16 protein-coding genes and 1 other RNA gene are annotated in these 18155 nt (G+C 38.8%); 13 read left to right on the top strand and 4 right to left on the bottom strand.

Features of this window, described 5'->3' with window-relative positions:
- Positions 1-118 precede the first annotated feature (118 nt).
- The 6 genes from BN988_RS08070 (at position 119) to BN988_RS08045 (ending at position 6916) form a co-directional block, all read left to right on the top strand.
- The gene (locus tag BN988_RS08070) at positions 119-1300 is read left to right on the top strand and encodes a phosphoglycerate kinase (protein WP_036574989.1); all 1182 of its coding nucleotides are present in this window, start codon (positions 119-121) and stop codon (positions 1298-1300) included.
- Positions 1301-1337: 37 nt separating this feature from the next.
- Positions 1338-2093 (top strand): triose-phosphate isomerase, encoded by a 756-nt coding sequence (gene tpiA, locus BN988_RS08065; RefSeq protein WP_036574987.1) that lies wholly within the window; start codon positions 1338-1340, stop codon positions 2091-2093.
- Entirely contained in the window at positions 2093-3628 is a 1536-nt protein-coding gene (gpmI, locus tag BN988_RS08060) for a 2,3-bisphosphoglycerate-independent phosphoglycerate mutase (RefSeq protein ID WP_036574986.1), read from the top strand. The genes tpiA and gpmI overlap by 1 nt, the downstream gene beginning before the upstream one ends.
- 62 nt (positions 3629-3690) lie before the next feature.
- Positions 3691-4977: a phosphopyruvate hydratase gene (gene eno, locus BN988_RS08055; RefSeq protein WP_036574984.1), complete on the top strand. Its 1287-nt coding sequence runs from the start codon at positions 3691-3693 to the stop codon at positions 4975-4977.
- 332 nt (positions 4978-5309) lie between these two features.
- Positions 5310-6269 (top strand): nucleoside hydrolase, encoded by a 960-nt coding sequence (locus BN988_RS08050; protein ID WP_036574982.1) that lies wholly within the window; start codon positions 5310-5312, stop codon positions 6267-6269.
- A 29-nt stretch (positions 6270-6298) separates the two neighbouring features.
- On the top strand, positions 6299-6916 hold the full coding sequence (locus tag BN988_RS08045) for a nitroreductase family protein (protein WP_231495205.1): 618 nt from the start codon (positions 6299-6301) through the stop codon (positions 6914-6916).
- A 73-nt stretch (positions 6917-6989) separates the two neighbouring features.
- On the opposite strand, the gene ptsP is transcribed toward BN988_RS08045, so the two are convergent.
- Positions 6990-8702, bottom strand: coding sequence for a phosphoenolpyruvate--protein phosphotransferase (gene ptsP, locus BN988_RS08040; RefSeq protein ID WP_036574979.1), 1713 nt, complete (start codon positions 8700-8702; stop codon positions 6990-6992).
- A 106-nt stretch (positions 8703-8808) separates the two neighbouring features.
- Positions 8809-9732, bottom strand: coding sequence for an alpha/beta hydrolase (locus BN988_RS08035; RefSeq protein ID WP_036574977.1), 924 nt, complete (start codon positions 9730-9732; stop codon positions 8809-8811).
- A 183-nt stretch (positions 9733-9915) separates the two neighbouring features.
- On the opposite strand from BN988_RS08035, the gene secG reads away from it, so the two are divergent.
- The 6 genes from secG to ssrA all read left to right on the top strand — a co-directional run bounded on the left by secG (position 9916) and on the right by ssrA (position 15499).
- Complete coding sequence (gene secG, locus BN988_RS08030) at positions 9916-10149, top strand: preprotein translocase subunit SecG (protein ID WP_036574975.1); 234 nt, start codon at positions 9916-9918, stop codon at positions 10147-10149.
- A gap of 169 nt (positions 10150-10318) precedes the next feature.
- Positions 10319-11065, top strand: coding sequence for an alpha/beta hydrolase (locus BN988_RS08025; protein ID WP_036576510.1), 747 nt, complete (start codon positions 10319-10321; stop codon positions 11063-11065).
- Between the two features lie 49 nt (positions 11066-11114).
- Positions 11115-13286, top strand: a complete 2172-nt coding sequence (rnr, locus tag BN988_RS08020) for a ribonuclease R (RefSeq protein ID WP_036574972.1) — start codon at positions 11115-11117, stop codon at positions 13284-13286.
- A gap of 388 nt (positions 13287-13674) precedes the next feature.
- Positions 13675-14484, top strand: coding sequence for a zinc transporter ZupT (gene zupT, locus BN988_RS08015; protein ID WP_036574969.1), 810 nt, complete (start codon positions 13675-13677; stop codon positions 14482-14484).
- A gap of 72 nt (positions 14485-14556) precedes the next feature.
- Positions 14557-15021, top strand: coding sequence for an SsrA-binding protein SmpB (smpB, locus tag BN988_RS08010; RefSeq protein WP_036574966.1), 465 nt, complete (start codon positions 14557-14559; stop codon positions 15019-15021).
- Between the two features lie 113 nt (positions 15022-15134).
- Positions 15135-15499: a transfer-messenger RNA gene (gene ssrA, locus BN988_RS18620) on the top strand.
- A 537-nt stretch (positions 15500-16036) separates the two neighbouring features.
- On the opposite strand, the gene BN988_RS08005 is transcribed toward ssrA, so the two are convergent.
- Together BN988_RS08005 and BN988_RS08000 are read right to left on the bottom strand one after the other, a co-directional pair.
- Positions 16037-16912, bottom strand: a complete 876-nt coding sequence (locus BN988_RS08005; protein ID WP_036574963.1) for a YitT family protein — start codon at positions 16910-16912, stop codon at positions 16037-16039.
- Positions 16913-17287: 375 nt separating this feature from the next.
- Positions 17288-17614: a four-helix bundle copper-binding protein gene (locus tag BN988_RS08000; RefSeq protein WP_036574960.1), complete on the bottom strand. Its 327-nt coding sequence runs from the start codon at positions 17612-17614 to the stop codon at positions 17288-17290.
- Positions 17615-17842: 228 nt separating this feature from the next.
- Between BN988_RS08000 and BN988_RS07995 the strand changes: the two genes are divergently transcribed.
- Positions 17843-18145 (top strand): metal-sensing transcriptional repressor, encoded by a 303-nt coding sequence (locus BN988_RS07995; protein WP_036574957.1) that lies wholly within the window; start codon positions 17843-17845, stop codon positions 18143-18145.
- Positions 18146-18155: the final 10 nt, after the last annotated feature.

Genomic DNA, 18155 nt, shown 5'->3' with positions numbered 1-18155 from the left:
GCAGGCGGAGGAGGAGATAAATCCTCCTTCGTCTTTTGCTTGTTACATGATTAACCTCAAACTATTAAGGGAAAAGCTATAAGTGCTACATAATTTAATAAAGCAGGAGGTTGTTTTAATGAATAAGAAAACACTTCAAGACATTGACGTTAAAGGTAAAAAGGTCTTTTGTCGTGTCGATTTTAACGTACCAATGAAGGACGGAGAGGTTACAGACGATACTAGAATTAAGGCAGCCCTGCCGACTATCCAGTATCTTAGTGAACAAGGTGCCACCGTTATTCTTGCAAGTCATTTAGGTCGTCCAAAGGGCGAAGCAGTGGAAGAGTTACGCCTTGACCCTGTTGCAAAACGTCTTAGCGATCTTCTTGGCAAAGAAGTAGTGAAAACAGACGAAGTATACGGCAGTGAAGTAAATGAAGCCCTATCTCGCTTAAGTGATGGCGATATTCTACTTTTAGAGAATGTTCGTTTTGAAGTAGGAGAAGAAAAAAATGACGAACAGCTTGCTCAAGCATTCGCAGATATGGCTGATATCTATGTAAATGATGCCTTTGGCGCTGCTCACCGTGCACATGCTTCAACTGCAGGGGTTGCGGAGAAGCTTCCAGCAGTTGCTGGTAAACTTTTGGAAAAGGAAATTGCAGTACTGGGTAAAGCACTTGAAAACCCTGAGCGCCCTTTTACAGCCATTATAGGTGGAGCGAAAGTTAAAGATAAAATTAATGTAATAGATAACCTTCTTGAAAAAGTAGATAACCTTATCGTTGGTGGTGGACTTGCGTATACGTTTATCAAAGCACAAGGCCATGAAATTGGAAAATCTCTATTAGAAGAAGATAAACTTGATCTTGCGAAAGAATTCATGCAAAAAGCAAAAGATAACGACGTTAATTTTGTATTGCCTGTAGATGTTGTGGTAGCAGATGACTTCTCTGAAGAGGCAAATACCAAAATTGTAGATATTGAAGAAATTCCTGCAGATTGGGAAGCATTAGATATCGGGCCAAAAACGCGTGAGAAATACAGCCAGATTGTGGCAGATTCCAAACTAGTAATTTGGAATGGACCAATGGGAGTATTTGAATTAAACGTATTTGCTGGTGGAACAAAAGCTGTTGCAGAGAGCCTTGCAAACACAGAAGGTTATACTGTAATTGGTGGGGGAGATTCTGCTGCTGCAGTAGAGAAATTTGATTACGCGGAAGACATGGATCATGTTTCTACCGGTGGTGGAGCATCCCTAGAATTCATGGAAGGCAAAGCACTTCCAGGTGTGGAAGCTTTAAACGATAAATAATTGTTTTTGAATCAAAATTTATTGAAGAGGTGATCGTATGCGTAAAAATGTGATTGCAGGTAACTGGAAAATGAACAAAGTATTGTCTGAGGCGACTGAATTTGTAGGAGAAGTTGTAAATAAAGCTCCCGAATCAGACCAGACTGAAGCGATTGTTTGTGCGCCATTCCCTTTCCTTGCTAGCTTGGTTGAGCAAACAAAAAATTCACCGGTGAAAATAGCAGCACAAAACATGCATTATGAAGAAAGTGGTGCATTCACAGGAGAAGTAAGTCCTGGAATGTTAAAAGATCTTGGCGTTACACATGTCGTACTTGGACACTCTGAGCGTAGAGAGCTTTTTGCAGAAACAGATGAATCGGTAAATAAAAAAACACAGGCTGCATTTAAACACGGTCTAACTCCAATCGTTTGTGTTGGTGAAACACTTGATCAACGTGAAGCAAATGAAACAATGAATCATGTAGGAAACCAGGTAAAAGCTGCTTTAGAAGGACTTTCTGAGGAACAGGTAGCTAGTACGATTATTGCGTACGAACCAATCTGGGCAATCGGAACTGGAAAAACAGCTACAAGTGAACAAGCAAATGAAGTTTGTACCCATATCCGTAATGTTGTAAAAGATGTAACATCAGAAGAAACTGCAGAAAAAGTTGTTCTACAATATGGTGGCAGTGTGAAACCAGCAAACATTAAAGAATTACTTGCTCAATCAGATATTGATGGTGCCTTAGTTGGCGGAGCAAGTCTGGAGGCAGACTCATTCTTGCAGCTCGTGGAGGCTGGTAAATAATGACACAAAATAAATTAGCTGCATTGATTATCCTTGACGGATTTGCAATACGCGATGAAGAGATGGGAAACGCAGTAAAACAAGCTAATACACCTAATTTCGACCGATTCTGGGAGAAGTACGCCCACAATCAGCTGACCGCTAGTGGAGAGGCTGTAGGCCTGCCTGAAGGTCAAATGGGTAACTCCGAAGTAGGTCATTTGAATATCGGTGCAGGTAGAATTGTGTATCAAAGTTTAACGAGAGTTAATCTTTCTATTAAAGAAGGAGACTTTTTCGAAAAAGAAGCTTTCTTAAAATCAATTCGTTCTGCTAAAGAAAAAGGCAAGGCGTTGCATATCTTTGGTCTATTGTCTGATGGTGGTGTCCACAGTCATATTAGCCATATGTTCGCGTTGCTGAAGCTTGCCAAAGACAATGGTCTTGAAGAGGTATATGTCCATGCATTTTTAGATGGCCGTGATGTAGGTCAGCAAACTGCTAAAAAGTACATTGCCCAAACAGAAGACAAAATGAAAGAACTGGGCATCGGAAAAATTGCAACGGTTTCTGGTCGCTATTATTCCATGGATCGCGATAAGCGTTGGGATCGTGTTAAGAAAGCATATGATGCGATGGTTCACGGTGACGGGCCGACATACACAAATGCCGAAGAAGTAGTAGAAGATTCCTACAAAAACGGCATTTATGATGAATTCGTACTTCCTTCTGTGATTACAGATGAAAGTGGCGACCCAGTAGGTAAGGTACAGGACGAAGATTCCATCATCTTTTATAACTTCCGTCCAGACAGAGCTATTCAAATCTCTCGTACTTTTGCCAATAAAGACTTCCGTGATTTTGACAGGGGAGAAAATGTACCAAAGGATCTTGACTTTGTAATGCTAACCAATTTCAGTGAATCGGTGGATGGCTATGTAGCTTACGAGCCTGTAAATCTTGATAACACGATTGGGGAAGTACTGGCACAAAACAATTTGAACCAGTTACGTATTGCGGAAACAGAGAAGTATCCACATGTTACATTCTTTATGAGTGGCGGACGCGAACAAGAATTTGAAGGAGAAAAACGTGTTCTTATCGATTCTCCAAAAGTTGCTACTTATGACCTCCAGCCGGAGATGAGTGCATATGAAGTAACAGACGCGTTGCTAAAAGAACTTGATGAAGGAAACCAAAATGCGATTATCTTAAACTTTGCGAACCCTGATATGGTTGGTCATTCTGGTATGCTTGAGCCAACGATAAAAGCAATTGAAACAGTGGATGAATGCTTAGGTAAAATAATCGATAAAATCGTTTCTCTTGGTGGAAATGCAATTATTACCGCTGATCACGGTAATTCTGATGAAGTAATCACAGTGGATGGAGACCCTATGACAGCACATACGACAAATCCTGTGCCAGTTATTGTAACAAAAGAAGATGCAACAATACGCGACGGCGGAATTCTTGCAGATCTTGCTCCAACTCTACTTGATCTACTGGATGTTTCCAAGCCAGAGGAAATGACAGGAAAATCTTTACTAAAGTAAGTTGCCTATCTTAACAAAAGTCAGGTAAGATGAATGAGAAACCAAAAAAAGGAGAGATTTACATGCCATATATTACAGATGTCTATGCAAGAGAAGTACTTGATTCACGCGGTAACCCAACAGTAGAGGTAGAAGTATTCACAGAGTCCGGTGCATTTGGATCTGCTCTAGTACCAAGTGGTGCTTCCACTGGAGAATACGAAGCTGTTGAATTACGTGACGGTGACAAAGACCGTTATTTAGGTAAAGGTGTAGAAAAAGCAGTACAAAACGTAAATGAAGTAATCGCACCAGAATTAGTAGGTATTGATGTAACACGTCAAAATATCATTGATGCATTAATGATTGAACTTGATGGAACAGAAAACAAAGGAAAATTAGGTGCAAACGCTATTCTTGGTGTTTCCATGGCTGTTGCTCATGCGGCTTCTAGCTATCTAGAAGTACCACTTTACAACTATCTTGGTGGATTTAATGCCAAAACATTGCCAACACCAATGATGAACATCGTAAATGGTGGAGAGCATGCAGATAACAATGTTGATATTCAAGAATTCATGATTATGCCAGTAGCTGCTCCGACTTTCAAAGAAGCGTTGCGTACAGGTGCTGAGATTTTCCATTCATTGAAGAAAGTCCTTAACTCTAAAGGATATAACACTGGTGTAGGTGACGAAGGTGGATTTGCTCCAAACCTTGGTTCAAATGAAGAAGCTCTTCAAACGATTGTAGAAGCAATTGAAGCAGCTGGTTACAAACCAGGCGAAGAAGTGAAGCTTGCTATGGACGTTGCGGCTTCCGAAATTTATGAAGATGGCAAATATAACCTAAAAGGCGAGGGTGTTGTTCGTACTTCTGCTGAAATGGTAGACTGGTATGAAGAAATGGTAAATAAATACCCAATCATCTCTATTGAAGATGGCCTTGATGAAAACGACTGGGAAGGTCATAAACTATTAACAGACCGTCTTGGTGACCGTGTTCAATTAGTTGGGGATGATCTATTTGTTACAAACACTACGAAGCTTTCCCAAGGTATTGAGCAAGGTGTAGGAAATTCTATTCTTGTTAAAGTGAACCAAATTGGTACACTTACTGAAACATTTGAAGCAATTGAAATGGCGAAACGCGCTGGATATACTGCTGTTATCTCTCACCGTTCTGGTGAAACAGAAGATGCAACGATCGCTGATATCGCTGTTGCTACAAATGCTGGACAAATTAAAACGGGTGCACCTTCTCGTACAGACCGTGTAGCGAAGTACAATCAATTACTTCGTATTGAAGACGAATTAGCTGGCCTAGGCGTATATGGTGGCTTAGATTCATTCTATAACTTAAAAAAATAATCAAACACAAGGAGAAGCATCCCCTTTGCAAAAGAAGCAAGGGGGATGCTTTTTTGTGTTATATAGAAACCTCGCCCTCGCCTCTGTTGTTAATTGAAGATATCAATCTGCTTAGCATAGGACAAATTGTAGTTCAATAAAATAGGATGTAATGTAAAAATTATCCCGGTGCAACCGTCCGTAATACTCCCACTATAAAATATGAAGTGAAACGGTTATGTTTTTAGTGGGAGTAAACGGACGCTAACACCCCGATTCGTTCAACTAACAATCAGTGGGAAGAACAAAAAACCCACTGATTGAAGTTTCACTTTATACAGGGGGAGATTAATGTGGCGCAAAAGGTATTGCTTTTTGGAGATATTGGAATAGATGACACAGTAGCACTTATTTATGCCTATTTAAATGATGAAATTGATGTTGTCGGAGTAGTGGCTGACTATGGGAATATCTCAAGAGAAAATGCTTTGGCCAATATTCAATATGTACGGACATTATTAAGCAGTGAAATGACAGAACAGGTAACCATCATTGTAGGAGCTGAAGCACCAATGACTGGTGAACTCCCAGTCTACGTACCGGAGATCCATGGTGAGTTCGGCTTAGGGCCCATTATTCCTCCTCTAAATTTCATGAATGGTATTACAGAAAACTTTCATGAAATTGTGGATATTATTAAAGAAAATGAGGATTTGCTGATCGTGAATATTGGTCGTTTAACTTCTTTAGCAACAATGTTTCTGCTATATGGTGATTTGATGCGTAAGGTAAAGGGGTATTATGTAATGGGAGGGGCTTTTTGGGTACCGGGTAATATTACGGCTGTATCTGAAGCTAATTTTTATGGGGATCCGGTTGCTGCACAGGTAGTACTCAGATATGCAGAAAATCTAAAAATAATCCCTCTTAACGTAACAGAGCAAGCAATCGCAACACCAAAAATGGTGGACTATATTGACGCATATGGTCCGATAGACATTGTAAAACCGCTATTAGACTATTACTATAATTTTTATAAAGAAAGGAATCCATCCATAACTGGTAGTCCATTGCATGATGTGTTAACTCTAATGGCTGCAATCAAGCCAGATATGCTTACATATGAAAGGTTACCAGTACATATTGTGCAAGCTGCAGAAGGTACAGAACGCGGGCAAAGTATTGCAGATATCAGACCTTTTCTTACAGATGGAGAAGTAGAGCCAAATAAACATGACATCGCTTTCCAGCTAAACTATAAGCAGTTTTTTATGGATTTTATGACTGTGATGAGTGGCCAACGTTTTACTTAACCCATTGACCTTTAAAAGGAAGCCCTGCTATGCTAATTGTAAAAAGGATAAGCGGGAGGATGAAGGGCATTTCTATTTTAGACTCGATAAAAAACAGACGGTCAATACATAATTTTAAAAAAGAGGAAGTACAGAATAACGTACTACTGGATATCTTTCACTACGCTTCCTATGCCCCGACACATTACATGAAGGAACCTTGGCAAATAAAAGTATTTCAAGAAAAGGGAAAGCAATTCTTTATCAAGGAGATCATATCGAGTTACGAAAGAATTGGTATGCTTCGCACAGACAAAGAACCTAAAACTATTAAAATGAAGGAATCAATGAAACAGTTTTTATTAGAAATTCCGCACCATGCGGTAATTTTTTTCGAAGTGGATGAAGATCCTATTCGCTATGAGGAAGATTACGCTGCAGTGTGTGCATTCATCCAAAACGTCCAACTTGCTGCCTGGGAACACGGTGTAGGAGTGTTGTGGACGATTACACCGTACATGCATGATCAAACGTTTGTAGAAAGAATTGGAATAAATAGTGATGTGATGAAAATTGCTGCTGTACTTCAGATGGGTTATCCACTAAAAGTTCCGCGTAATAAAGGCCGAACCGCGATTGAAGAAAAACTGGAAATTATAAATAAATAAAGTATAGAAAAGCCGGAGAGTAACTCGTTAAAATCAACGATTCCCTCCGGCTTCATAATATCTTTATTTAGATTTAGTTAATTAGTTCATTTACATATTCTAAGACTTCATCTGCTGTGCCCATAGAAAGGATCTTGTCCTTATTGGCAGCAAGTTTTTTCTTAGAAAGATCTTTTAATTGTGTACGTGCAGGCAAGATAGAAGTTGCACTCATGCTGAACTCATCAAGACCAAGTCCTAGAAGAATTGGAATTGCTAACGGTTCACCAGCCATTTCTCCACACATACCAACCCATTTATCTTCACTGTGTGCTGCTTCAATCACGTTATTAATTAGGTTTAAGATAGCTGGATGGTATGGCTGATAAAGGTAAGAAACCTGTTCATTCATACGGTCTGCTGCCATCGTGTATTGAATTAAGTCATTCGTTCCTACACTGAAGAAATCTACTTCTTTAGCAAATTGTTTTGCAATTACGGCTGTAGAAGGGATTTCTACCATGATACCTACTTCGATATCATCCGAAACGTCTTTTCCTTCGTTCTTAAGTGCTTCTTTTTCATCAAGAAGAATTGCTTTAGCTTTTCTGAATTCCTCGATTGTCGCAATCATAGGGAACATGATTTTCAAGTTTCCGTAAACACTTGCACGTAATAGTGCGCGTAGTTGTGGACGGAAAACATCTTCATTTTCCAAACAGAAACGAATTGCTCTAAATCCAAGGAACGGATTCAGTTCTTTCGGTAAATCTAAGTAATTTAGCTCTTTATCGCCACCGATATCTAGTGTACGTACAACAACAGGCTTGCCTTGCATCTGTTCCAGAACCGATTTGTAAGCATCAAACTGTTCGTCCTCTGTAGGAAGCTCGTTTTTACCCATATAAAGAAATTCGGTACGGTAAAGTCCAACACCTTCCCCACCATTGTTAAGAACTCCTGTTACATCTTCTGGTGTACCAATGTTTGCTGCAAGCTCTACTTGCTCGCCGTCAGCCGTGAATGTCGGTTCATCTTTTAGCTTAGCCCATTCTTCTTTTTGTCTTGCAAACGTTTCTTGCTTTTCTCGGTAGGATGCAATTTCTTCTTCAGATGGGTTAAGGATTACTTTTCCTTCCATGCCGTCTACAATCACCATGTCGTCTTTAGATACTGAAGTCGTAATTTCTTTGGTTCCAACTACAGCAGGAATCTCAAGTGATCTAGCCATAATTGCTGAGTGAGAAGTACGTCCGCCAATATCTGTAGCGAAGCCTTTTACAAATTCTCTGTTTAATTGAGCTGTGTCAGATGGTGTTAAATCCTTGGCGATTACAATTACTTCCTCATTAATTAATGCAGGATCTGGGAATGTTACACCAAGTAAATGAGCCATCACACGTTGCGTAACATCATGAATATCAGCAGCGCGTTCTCTCATGTATTCGTTGTCCATGCTCTTGAACATGTCAATAAACATGGTAGCTGTTTCTTCAAGTGCTGTTTCTGCCATTACGTTATCAGCGTTTATTTTGTCTTTCATTGGGTTTATTAACTCAGGGTCACTTAATACTAGTAGATGTGCAGAAAAGATCTCAGCATGTTCGTCACCAAGCTGTTCCTTTGTATGTGCTTTAATTTTTTCCAACTCTTGTTTTGAAACGTCAAGCGCTTTTTCCAATCTCTCTATTTCCACCTGGGGATTATCAATTGTTTTCTTTTCAAATGAAAGATCTGGTGTTTCTAGTTGGTATGCCTTCGCAATAGCAATACCGGATGATGCAGCGATTCCTTGTACATTTTTCATTTTGACCAACCTTCCTTATTGCAAAAAAATATTAGCGATAAAACCGTGAAATACGTTTATACACTCCAGCTTCTATTCTAAACGCTTGCTCGTTATTACACAAGGATTAAACTTTGATACGTAACGTGTCAGTGATCCAACCTTCGATGGCTCGATAGACCTCATGCTTATTTATTTCAAATAGCAATTCATGCCGACCTTCTTCAAACAGCATGGTGGTAACACGATTCAGTCCTATTTGGTCATATAATTGAGCCGTTTTCCATACACCACTTCCATATTGGCCTACTGGATCTTGATCACCACTTAATAATAGGATGGGAAGGTCTTTCCGAATAGATTGATTCCGCTGTTTATCTTGAATCACTAATAGACCAGACATTAGATCGTAGAAAAAGCGAGCTGTTGGGACAAAGCCTGCGAGTGGATCCCGCTCATAATCCTGCACTGCAGTTTCGTTTCGAGTTAACCAATCCACTTTCGTGCGTTTATCTTTTATCTTTTTATTATAACGGCCAAACGCAAGCCAATTCATCAGTCCAGAGGGTTCTTTTGCAGGCTGTAGGCTCGCTAAGAATTTTCCAGCACGTGATTGGAGGGATGGAAAATAGCCGGTGCCAGAAAGAATAGCTCCATGAATCTCAAGGCTATGTTGTTGGATATAATGTCTTACTAGAAAGGACCCCATACTGTGGCCAAAGAGAATGATCGGAATAGAAGGGTATGTTGCCTTTATTTTTCTTGTCATCATTAAAAGGTCCTCTGACGCTTTTGAGAAACCATCCTTATGTGCAAAGAAACCTAATAAACCTTGTCGTTCTCCAGTTTTCCCATGTCCTCTGTGATCATTCCCATAAACATAAAACCCCATATCTACAAGCTGCTTTGCAAAATCGTCATAGCGATTAATATGCTCTACCATCCCATGAGCCAGTTGGATAATCGCTTTTGGTTGTTGATTAGGGTTATACCATTTCTTAAAATAGATTTCCGTATTGTCTGCTACTTCTAGCCAATCTTCTTCTATCATTTAGAGTCCCCCTACAGATGTTTTCCTAATACTATGAACACGTCAGTCTATTATAACATCTATCCTTTTAAAATAGACTTGCTATCCAAAACAAGATTGTGCTAAAGTAGAGATAAGTATTGGTATATTCAGACGCAAACAACGGATTGTTTGTGTTTTAGTATCTGGGGGTGTCTTGCATAGATGGAAGCTTTAGTACATGTATTGTTAGTTATTGATGCAATCGTTATGATTATTTTTGTATTATTTCAGTCAGGTAAAAGTGAAGGACTGTCTGGTGCGATTTCTGGTGGGGCCGAGCAGTTATTTGGGAAACAAAAGGCAAGAGGGGCTGATCTTTTTCTTCACAGAGGAACGATCGTAACCGGTGTTTTGTTTTTCGTTTTAGCATTTCTAAGTGCATATATCCTACAATAATAATAACCCTTATCACATTTGTGATAAGGGTTATTGCTTTTTATTTTGGATTAAAAAAGGGTAAAGTAGATATAGAATGTTCGAACAAGTATCGGGGGAGAAGCTTTTTTCCTGTTACTTATTGAATGGCTATCAAGTGAAACAGATATATAAAGGAGATGCAACACAAATGAAAGTAAAACAACCACAACCTTTTACGTTTGAAGCAGGACCGCGAGCAGTATTATTATTACATGGCTTTACTGGACACTCTGCAGATGTAAGAATGCTCGGACGCTACCTGGAAAAGCAAGGCTACACAAGCCATGCGCCGATTTATCGAGGACATGGTTTACCGCCTGAAGAGCTTATTAAAGCAACCCCTGACGAGTGGTGGGAGGATGTTCTAAAAGCGTATCGCCATTTGCAAGAACTAGGGTATAAAGAAATTGCCGTGGCTGGTCTTTCCCTTGGAGGAGTACTAGGTTTAAAATTGGCATATTCGGAAAAGACGAAAGCAGTAATTACAATGTGTTCCCCTATGTTCTTTGATAATGAAACGCAGTTGACGAAAGGATTTAAGGCTTTCTCGAAAGAGTACAAGCAGTTGGAAGGAAAAGAGGAAGACACGATAAGCTCTGAACTAGAAGAGCTTATGGCAAATTCTAATAATGTATTTCGTGATCTTGGGAACTTTATTACAGAAGTAAAGAATGAAATTGATACCATTTATACGCCAACAATGGTTATCCAGGCAACAAAAGATGAAATGATTAACACAGATAGTGCTTCTTATATTTTCGATCAGGTAGAAGCGGATAAGAAAGAAATAAAATGGTTTGAGAATTCTGGTCATGTGATTACGATGGGGAAAGAAAAGGAACAAGTCTTTGAAGAGGTTTATCAGTTTCTAGAACAGCTTGACTGGGAAGTATGATTATAACGCTTATAAAAGGTAAATAATAATAAAGAAAGAAGGTGAGCGAATGAAAGAGAGATTACGAAATTATTTTAAAGAAAACGGTACGAAGCCATTATCCGTAGATGAATTAGAAGACGTGTTGGAAGTTGAAGATGCAGTTGAATTTAAGGAATTAGTTAAAGCACTGAACGAGCTGGAGGAAAATGGAGAGCTTGTGCGCACGAGAAAGAACAGATTTGGTCTTCCAGAGAAAATGAACCTTGTACGAGGACGGATCCAAATGCATGCAAAAGGATTCGCTTTCCTCATCCCAGACGATGAGGATCAAACAGATGTCTATATCCATCATTCAGACTTGGCATCTGCTATGAACAATGATAAGGTGCTTGTCCGCCTTGAAAAGAAAGATCAGGATGGTCAAAGACCAGAGGGAACAGTAATTCGCATATTGGAGCGTGCCACACTTCAAGTAGTTGGAACGTTTGAGGATAATCGTTCATTTGGGTTTGTAATAGCAGATGATAAACGGATTCCTAATGACATTTTCATTCCGAAAGGTTCCACAAATGGTGCTGTGAGCGGACACAAAGTGATTGCTCATATCACAAAGTATCCGGAAAAGCATAAAAGTGCCGAAGGGGAAATCATTCATATACTTGGTCATAAAAACGACCCAGGTATTGATATTATTTCCATTATTCACAAGCATGGCATTAAAGTTGACTTCCCTGAAGAAGTACTTGAACAGGCTGCAAATACGTCTGAGACCATTGCAGAGGAAGAATTACAAGGGCGCCGTGACTTACGAGACGAAACGATTGTCACCATCGATGGTGCGGATGCAAAGGATCTGGATGATGCTGTTTCTGTTAAAAGATTAGATAATGGAAACTACAAGCTTGGTGTCTATATTGCTGATGTTAGTTACTATGTTGACAAAGACAGCCCAATCGACAAAGAGGCGTTTGACAGAGGGACGAGTGTTTACCTGGTAGATCGGGTTATTCCGATGATTCCGCATCGGCTTTCAAATGGAATTTGTTCGTTAAATCCCAAGGTGGATAGATTAACATTAGGCTGTGAGATGGAGATTACCTCCTCAGGAGATATTGTCAATCATGAGATTTTCCAAAGTGTTATTAAAACAAATGAAAGAATGACGTATAGTGATGTAAATAAAATACTTGTCGATAAAGATGCGGAAGTAATGGAACGCTATAAAGATCTCGTACCATTTTTTGAACAAATGGGAGAGCTTGCGTCCGTACTCAACCGAAAACGTATGGGCCGTGGGGCTATAGACTTTGACTTTAAAGAATCAAAAGTATTGGTGGATGAAAAAGGAGTACCTCAGGATGTTGTTCTAAGAGAACGCTCTGTAGCAGAACGTTTAATCGAAGAGTTTATGCTAGCAGCAAATGAAACGATTGCAGAGCATTTTCATTGGATGGATGTCCCATTTATTCACCGGATTCATGAAGAACCAGACCAAGGTAAACTGCAAAATTTCTTTGAATTTCTAGCAAGTCTCGGATATACAGTGAAAGGTACGAGCAATGAAGTGCACCCACAAGCCTTACAAAAAGTAATCGAAGATGTCCAAGATAAACCAGAAGAAATGATTGTATCTAAATTAATGCTTCGTTCTATGAAGCAGGCAAAATACGATCCTCAAAGCGTTGGACATTTTGGCTTGGCTACAGAGTTCTATACACACTTCACTTCGCCAATTCGGCGTTATCCGGATCTCATCGTCCATCGGCTTATTCGGACCTATTTAATCAATAAGCAAATGGACCAGAAGACGGTGAATTATTGGAAAGAAGCCATGCCGGAGATTGCTCGACATACAAGTGAAAGAGAACGGACAGCAGTCGATGCCGAAAGAGAGACGGATGATCTGAAAAAGGCAGAGTTCATGAAAGATAAAATTGGCGAAGAATACACTGGGGTTATCAGCTCCGTTACCAACTTTGGATTATTCGTTGAACTTGAAAATACCATTGAAGGACTTGTTCATGTTAGTTATCTAACAGATGACTACTATCATTATGATGAACGAAGACATGCGATGATTGGAGAACGAACAGCGAAGGTTTACCGAATTGGTGACGAAGTAAAAGTAAAGGTAGCTAGTGTAAATACGGATGAACGGGCGGTTGATTTTGAAATAGCCCGAGTAGAAAACCCAAACAACAAAAAAAGAAAGAAACCAAAGAATAAAAGACCTAGATAACAAAAGTAGCACTGATGAATGAGATCAGTGCTATTTTTTTGGTCACTTTTTGCATGAGGTAAACTATATTGTTGACGCAAATTATTTGTTCCCTTACACTACTAAATAGCTGAAGTGAAATAAAGTGAACGTTATTAGGTGATTGTTTTTCTACCTCAATTTCCCCAATGTAGTTGAAGGAATCGGTATTTTACTGTCAGCTTGAGTGATTAAAAATCTGATTTTTTTAAAAAAACAAGCTTCCAAAAAGAGAAAATGTAATAAGCTGAAAATATGTTCCTCTCGCAGGATTAAAATTTTTTCAGCGAGAAATATAATACCCCATCAAAACTCAATCATCCTAACTTACTGTGGGGGAAGTACATTTTACAACAAAGGAGATACGACCATGACAGAAGAGGTACTGCTGGCCTTTCTATTCACCCTGTTTGCCGGTCTTGCAACAGGTATAGGTAGTTTACTGGCGTTTTTCACGAAGACGACCAATACTAAATTTTTGTCCTTTGCGCTGGGGTTTTCAGCAGGGGTAATGATTTATGTATCCTTAGTTGATATTTTTGTTAAGGCAAAAGAATCCCTTGTCGGAGAGCTTGGAGAAGTTGGAGGAAATTGGCTGACTGTTGGATCCTTTTTTGCTGGAATGCTACTTATCACGTTTATAGATCGCTTGATTCCGAATCAAACAAATCCCCATGAACTAAAGAAAATAGAAGATATGAAAAAACCTGGAGCTGTCATTAAAGACCCACAATTATTAAAGACGGGAACCTTCGTAGCTTTGGCAATAGGAATTCATAATTTCCCAGAGGGTATTGCTACTTTTGTATCCACTATACAGGATCCCGCACTAGGTCTAGCTATTGCAATCGCCATTGCTATTCACAATATTCCAGAAGGTATTGCAGTCTCCGTGCCTATTTATTATGCAACAGGGGATAAAAAGAAAGCCTTTAAACTATCCTTTTTATCTGGATTGGCTGAGCCGATTGGTGCTGTAGTAGCCTTTTTAATTTTAATGCCTTTTTTAAATGACATTATGTTCGGGGTTATCTTTGCAATGGTAGCGGGGATAATGGTGTTTATATCACTAGATGAGTTATTACCTGCAGCAAAGAAATACGACGAGGCACATATCTCGATTTACGGGCTGATTGGTGGCATGGCAGTCATGGCATTAAGTTTGCTACTTATTATTTAAATGGGTTCTAATTGGATTCTGCCTCTTTTTTTGATAGAATAAGGTTCACGTAAGCAGTAGGAGGAAATTCGGATGCCAAAAGGACATGGAAACGCAATCGCAACAAATAAAAAAGCATCGCATGAATACTTTATTGAAGACACATATGAAGCAGGGATCGTACTGCAAGGTACCGAAATTAAATCACTTCGTGCCGGTAGAGTTAATATTAAAGATTCCCATGCAAGAATTGATCGTGGGGAAATAAAGCTAATTAATCTTCATATTGCAGAATATGAACAGGGAAATCGGTATAACCATGATCCGACAAGAACAAGAAAGCTGTTGTTGCACCGGAAGGAAATTGATAAATTGATCGGCTTAACACAGCAACAAGGCTACGCACTCGTGCCATTAAAGATATATATTAAAAATGGTTTTGCCAAAGTATTGATAGGTCTTGGAAGAGGGAAGAAGAAGTATGATAAACGGGAAGACCTGAAGCGGAAACAGATGAAACGTGATGTTGACCGGGCGATTAAGGATCATATGAGATAGGTCTAACACTCCTGAATTCTTGACTTTTTTGCGAAAAATGGTATACTGTTTATTGTAATGACGAACTAAAACAATTATATAAATGCTCATTTTACCCGAGCGTTTTCCTTTATGGGGACGTTACGGATTCGACAGGGATAGATTGAGCTCAGGTCGCATGTCGAGGTTACGGCTCGTAAAACGTTACTCGCCTAAATATAACTGGCAAATTTAACAACAACACTGCTTTAGCAGCTGCGTAAGCACTGCTAAGCGATCCTTCCTGCTATCGCCCGTGTGGCAGATTGAAGGGTCTCAACTGAAACGGGCTATACGTTCATCCACCGTCTGAGGATGACCGTTGAAACCAATCAGACTAGCTGCACAAAAGCCTGTTGGTAGGCTGATGTGACAGTGAATGATAATATACCAACTAAGCGTGTAGAAGCCTGAGTGGCAATGTCTCTGGACGAGGGTTCGACTCCCTCCGTCTCCACTTACATAAGCTAAGTGGTGTATATCAACGTTAAAAAAAGCCTGGTAACATTTGTGGTAACACTTTTAAAAATTCAATAATCTGAGCTTGAGGGAAGCCGTTCTCCATTTTGAGGACGGCTTCTTTTTTGTGTTCTCATAAAGGTGACTGTAGAGAATTAAAGTTTTCGATACATTAACTCGATTATTGATTAAACAATTTGGCGACGCTTATATTCGCACAGCACCACAATAGGTAGTGAATTACGGATGAAAAATAGATTACAAAGGTAGCTTAGACGTGACTTTGGAAAAGTAATCAATCTTCCCATAATAAAAATCCCTTCGAACAATTAATATTGATAACAATTGCTGGAAGAGAAGATCTTATTTGTACTTTTTATCATATTTTTGTAAATGTAAATATGTTAGCTATTAACATCATAGGATCTTTTTTATCCTTGTATGGTGCTTCATCATTTTATAAAGCAGAAGAGTAATATAACTTTGTTTTTTGAAATGAGTAGGCCAGCAATGCTTTTATTAGTGAATTCTACATATTCTAATGAATGTTATGTTTTTTGAAGTTTCCTCCCTTAACTTCTGCTACATCGTATACAATAACAAATGCATTTCGATCTATTTCATATATAATTTCCTTCATTTTGGTTTCCTCTAATCGATTAATCACGCAAGAAATTTCCCTAAACTTCTCTTTTGAATAGCCACCTCGAACAATTTTATAGGTTGCGCTTCGACCTAAACGGTCTCGTATTGTCTCTACCATGTCTTCTGGTTCACTGGTTATAATATTGTAAGTTTTAGAGCCACTAAAACCTGTTTCAATAATATGGATGACTTTTGAAGCGATAAAATATGCAATTCCTGAAAGAATGGCACCCTGTAGTCCAAATGCTGTTGATACAATTATAAATACAAAGACGTTTAAAAATAAAATTAAGTCGCTTGTACCAAACGGCAATTTACGTGACAGTAGCACCGCTAGCATATCAATTCCATCCAAAGCACCACCATTTCGCAATGCTAAACCCATTCCAAAACCAATAATAATACCACCTACAACTGTAATGAGCATGGTATCCCCTTCGACAATGGCTGGAATGTGATGCATAAGCTTTGTACCTATAGCTAAAGAAACTATACCAATTATAGAATATATAGCGAAGCTTTTTCCGATTTGTTTATATCCTAAAAATATAAAGGGGATATTTAATAGGGCGATTAGAATACCCAATGGTAATTTAGTTAATTGAGAAAATGTAATGCTTAAACCAGTTATACCGCCATCTGATACACTGTTTGGAATTAATACTGCTTCAAGCCCATAGGCTGTAATAAATCCACCTATGATAATTAGAAATGCTCTTGAAATCCATTTTAACCTTCTGGATTTTTTATTCTTTGTTTGTGGAGTCATCGATTTTTCCTACTTTCAAATTAGTTACTAGATAAATCTCTAAGTTCGTGTCATATTCGTTAAAAACGGGGAAAGATCTAACTATTATTTATTTTATTTGTTTTATTCGATTATGTAAAACCATATCTCGCAGGGGCTAACCTATCACAGTGAACAGACTTAGTTCTTTAAACCCCTCCTCATAACACACGGTTTGTTAATAATTTGTTCAAATATAAAAATGTCAAAGGCATCTCGGATCGAAATAATGCTTCCTTGAATAGTGATTTTATCTCCTTCCGTTATGTAGGTCTTTCATTATAAAAAAAAGCCCATAAGAAAAGTTGCTCAACAAAGGTACGTTCCCTGATGAGCAACTTTTTTAGTTTCAAGTAATTATGCAATACTTTTACATGCTTCTGCACACTTAAAGCAAGCTTCCGCACATTTTTGACAATGTTCATGTTCATGCTTTTTACATTCATTTCCACACGCTTCACAAATCTTCGCGCAGACTGCTGCTAATTCAGAAGCGAATGGTGTATTTCTTGAAAGGGCATGCTCTAAGTAACTGCAAATATCCGCACATTCCCTATCCAACCGTATGCATTCGGCCATCATCTTAACATCTTCCTCTTTAAGACAAGCATCAAAACAATGGTTGCATGCTACAGCACACTCGTGTAATGAATGAAGCAAATTTTGATGTTGTTCGGGTGACATCTTACAAAAACCTCCTACAATTAGTTATGTTTCCCTCTGTCTTAAATACAATTCCCAATTTAATCTTAACTAAACTGATCCAAAACCAATTTTGCATGAACAATACCTTACACGGGTATGATAAAAATGTCTTCTGCTTACATATTTATTTACAACTAATACTTTCTTCTTGACCTGAATACCTTATGGGGGTATAGTATAACTATAAATAAAAAGGAAGTGATCCATTTGGATGAATTCTTACATGAACACCCAAGTAAACCAAGAACACAAAGTGAAAAACAAAAGGTTATCAACCGTTTAAAACGTATAGAAGGCCAGGTACGCGGCATTCAAAAGATGGTTGAAGAAGATAGGTACTGTATGGATATATTGGTCCAGCTTAGTGCAATTCAATCTGCTCTGAAAAATGTTGGTTTTTCTGTCACGGAACGTCATATTAACCATTGTGTGAGTGATGCCATCAAGCAGGGCGAAGGAAAAGAAACGATCGAAGAATTAATGAGTGTTATGAAGCAGTTTTCTAAATAAGGAGAGAGAA

It is taken from the genome of Oceanobacillus picturae (assembly GCF_000612865.1).
Taxonomy (GTDB): Bacteria; Bacillota; Bacilli; order Bacillales; family Amphibacillaceae; genus Oceanobacillus_B; species Oceanobacillus_B jordanicus.
Note: the sequence above shows the minus strand (reverse complement) of the source record. Positions and strands in the feature narration are given on the sequence as shown.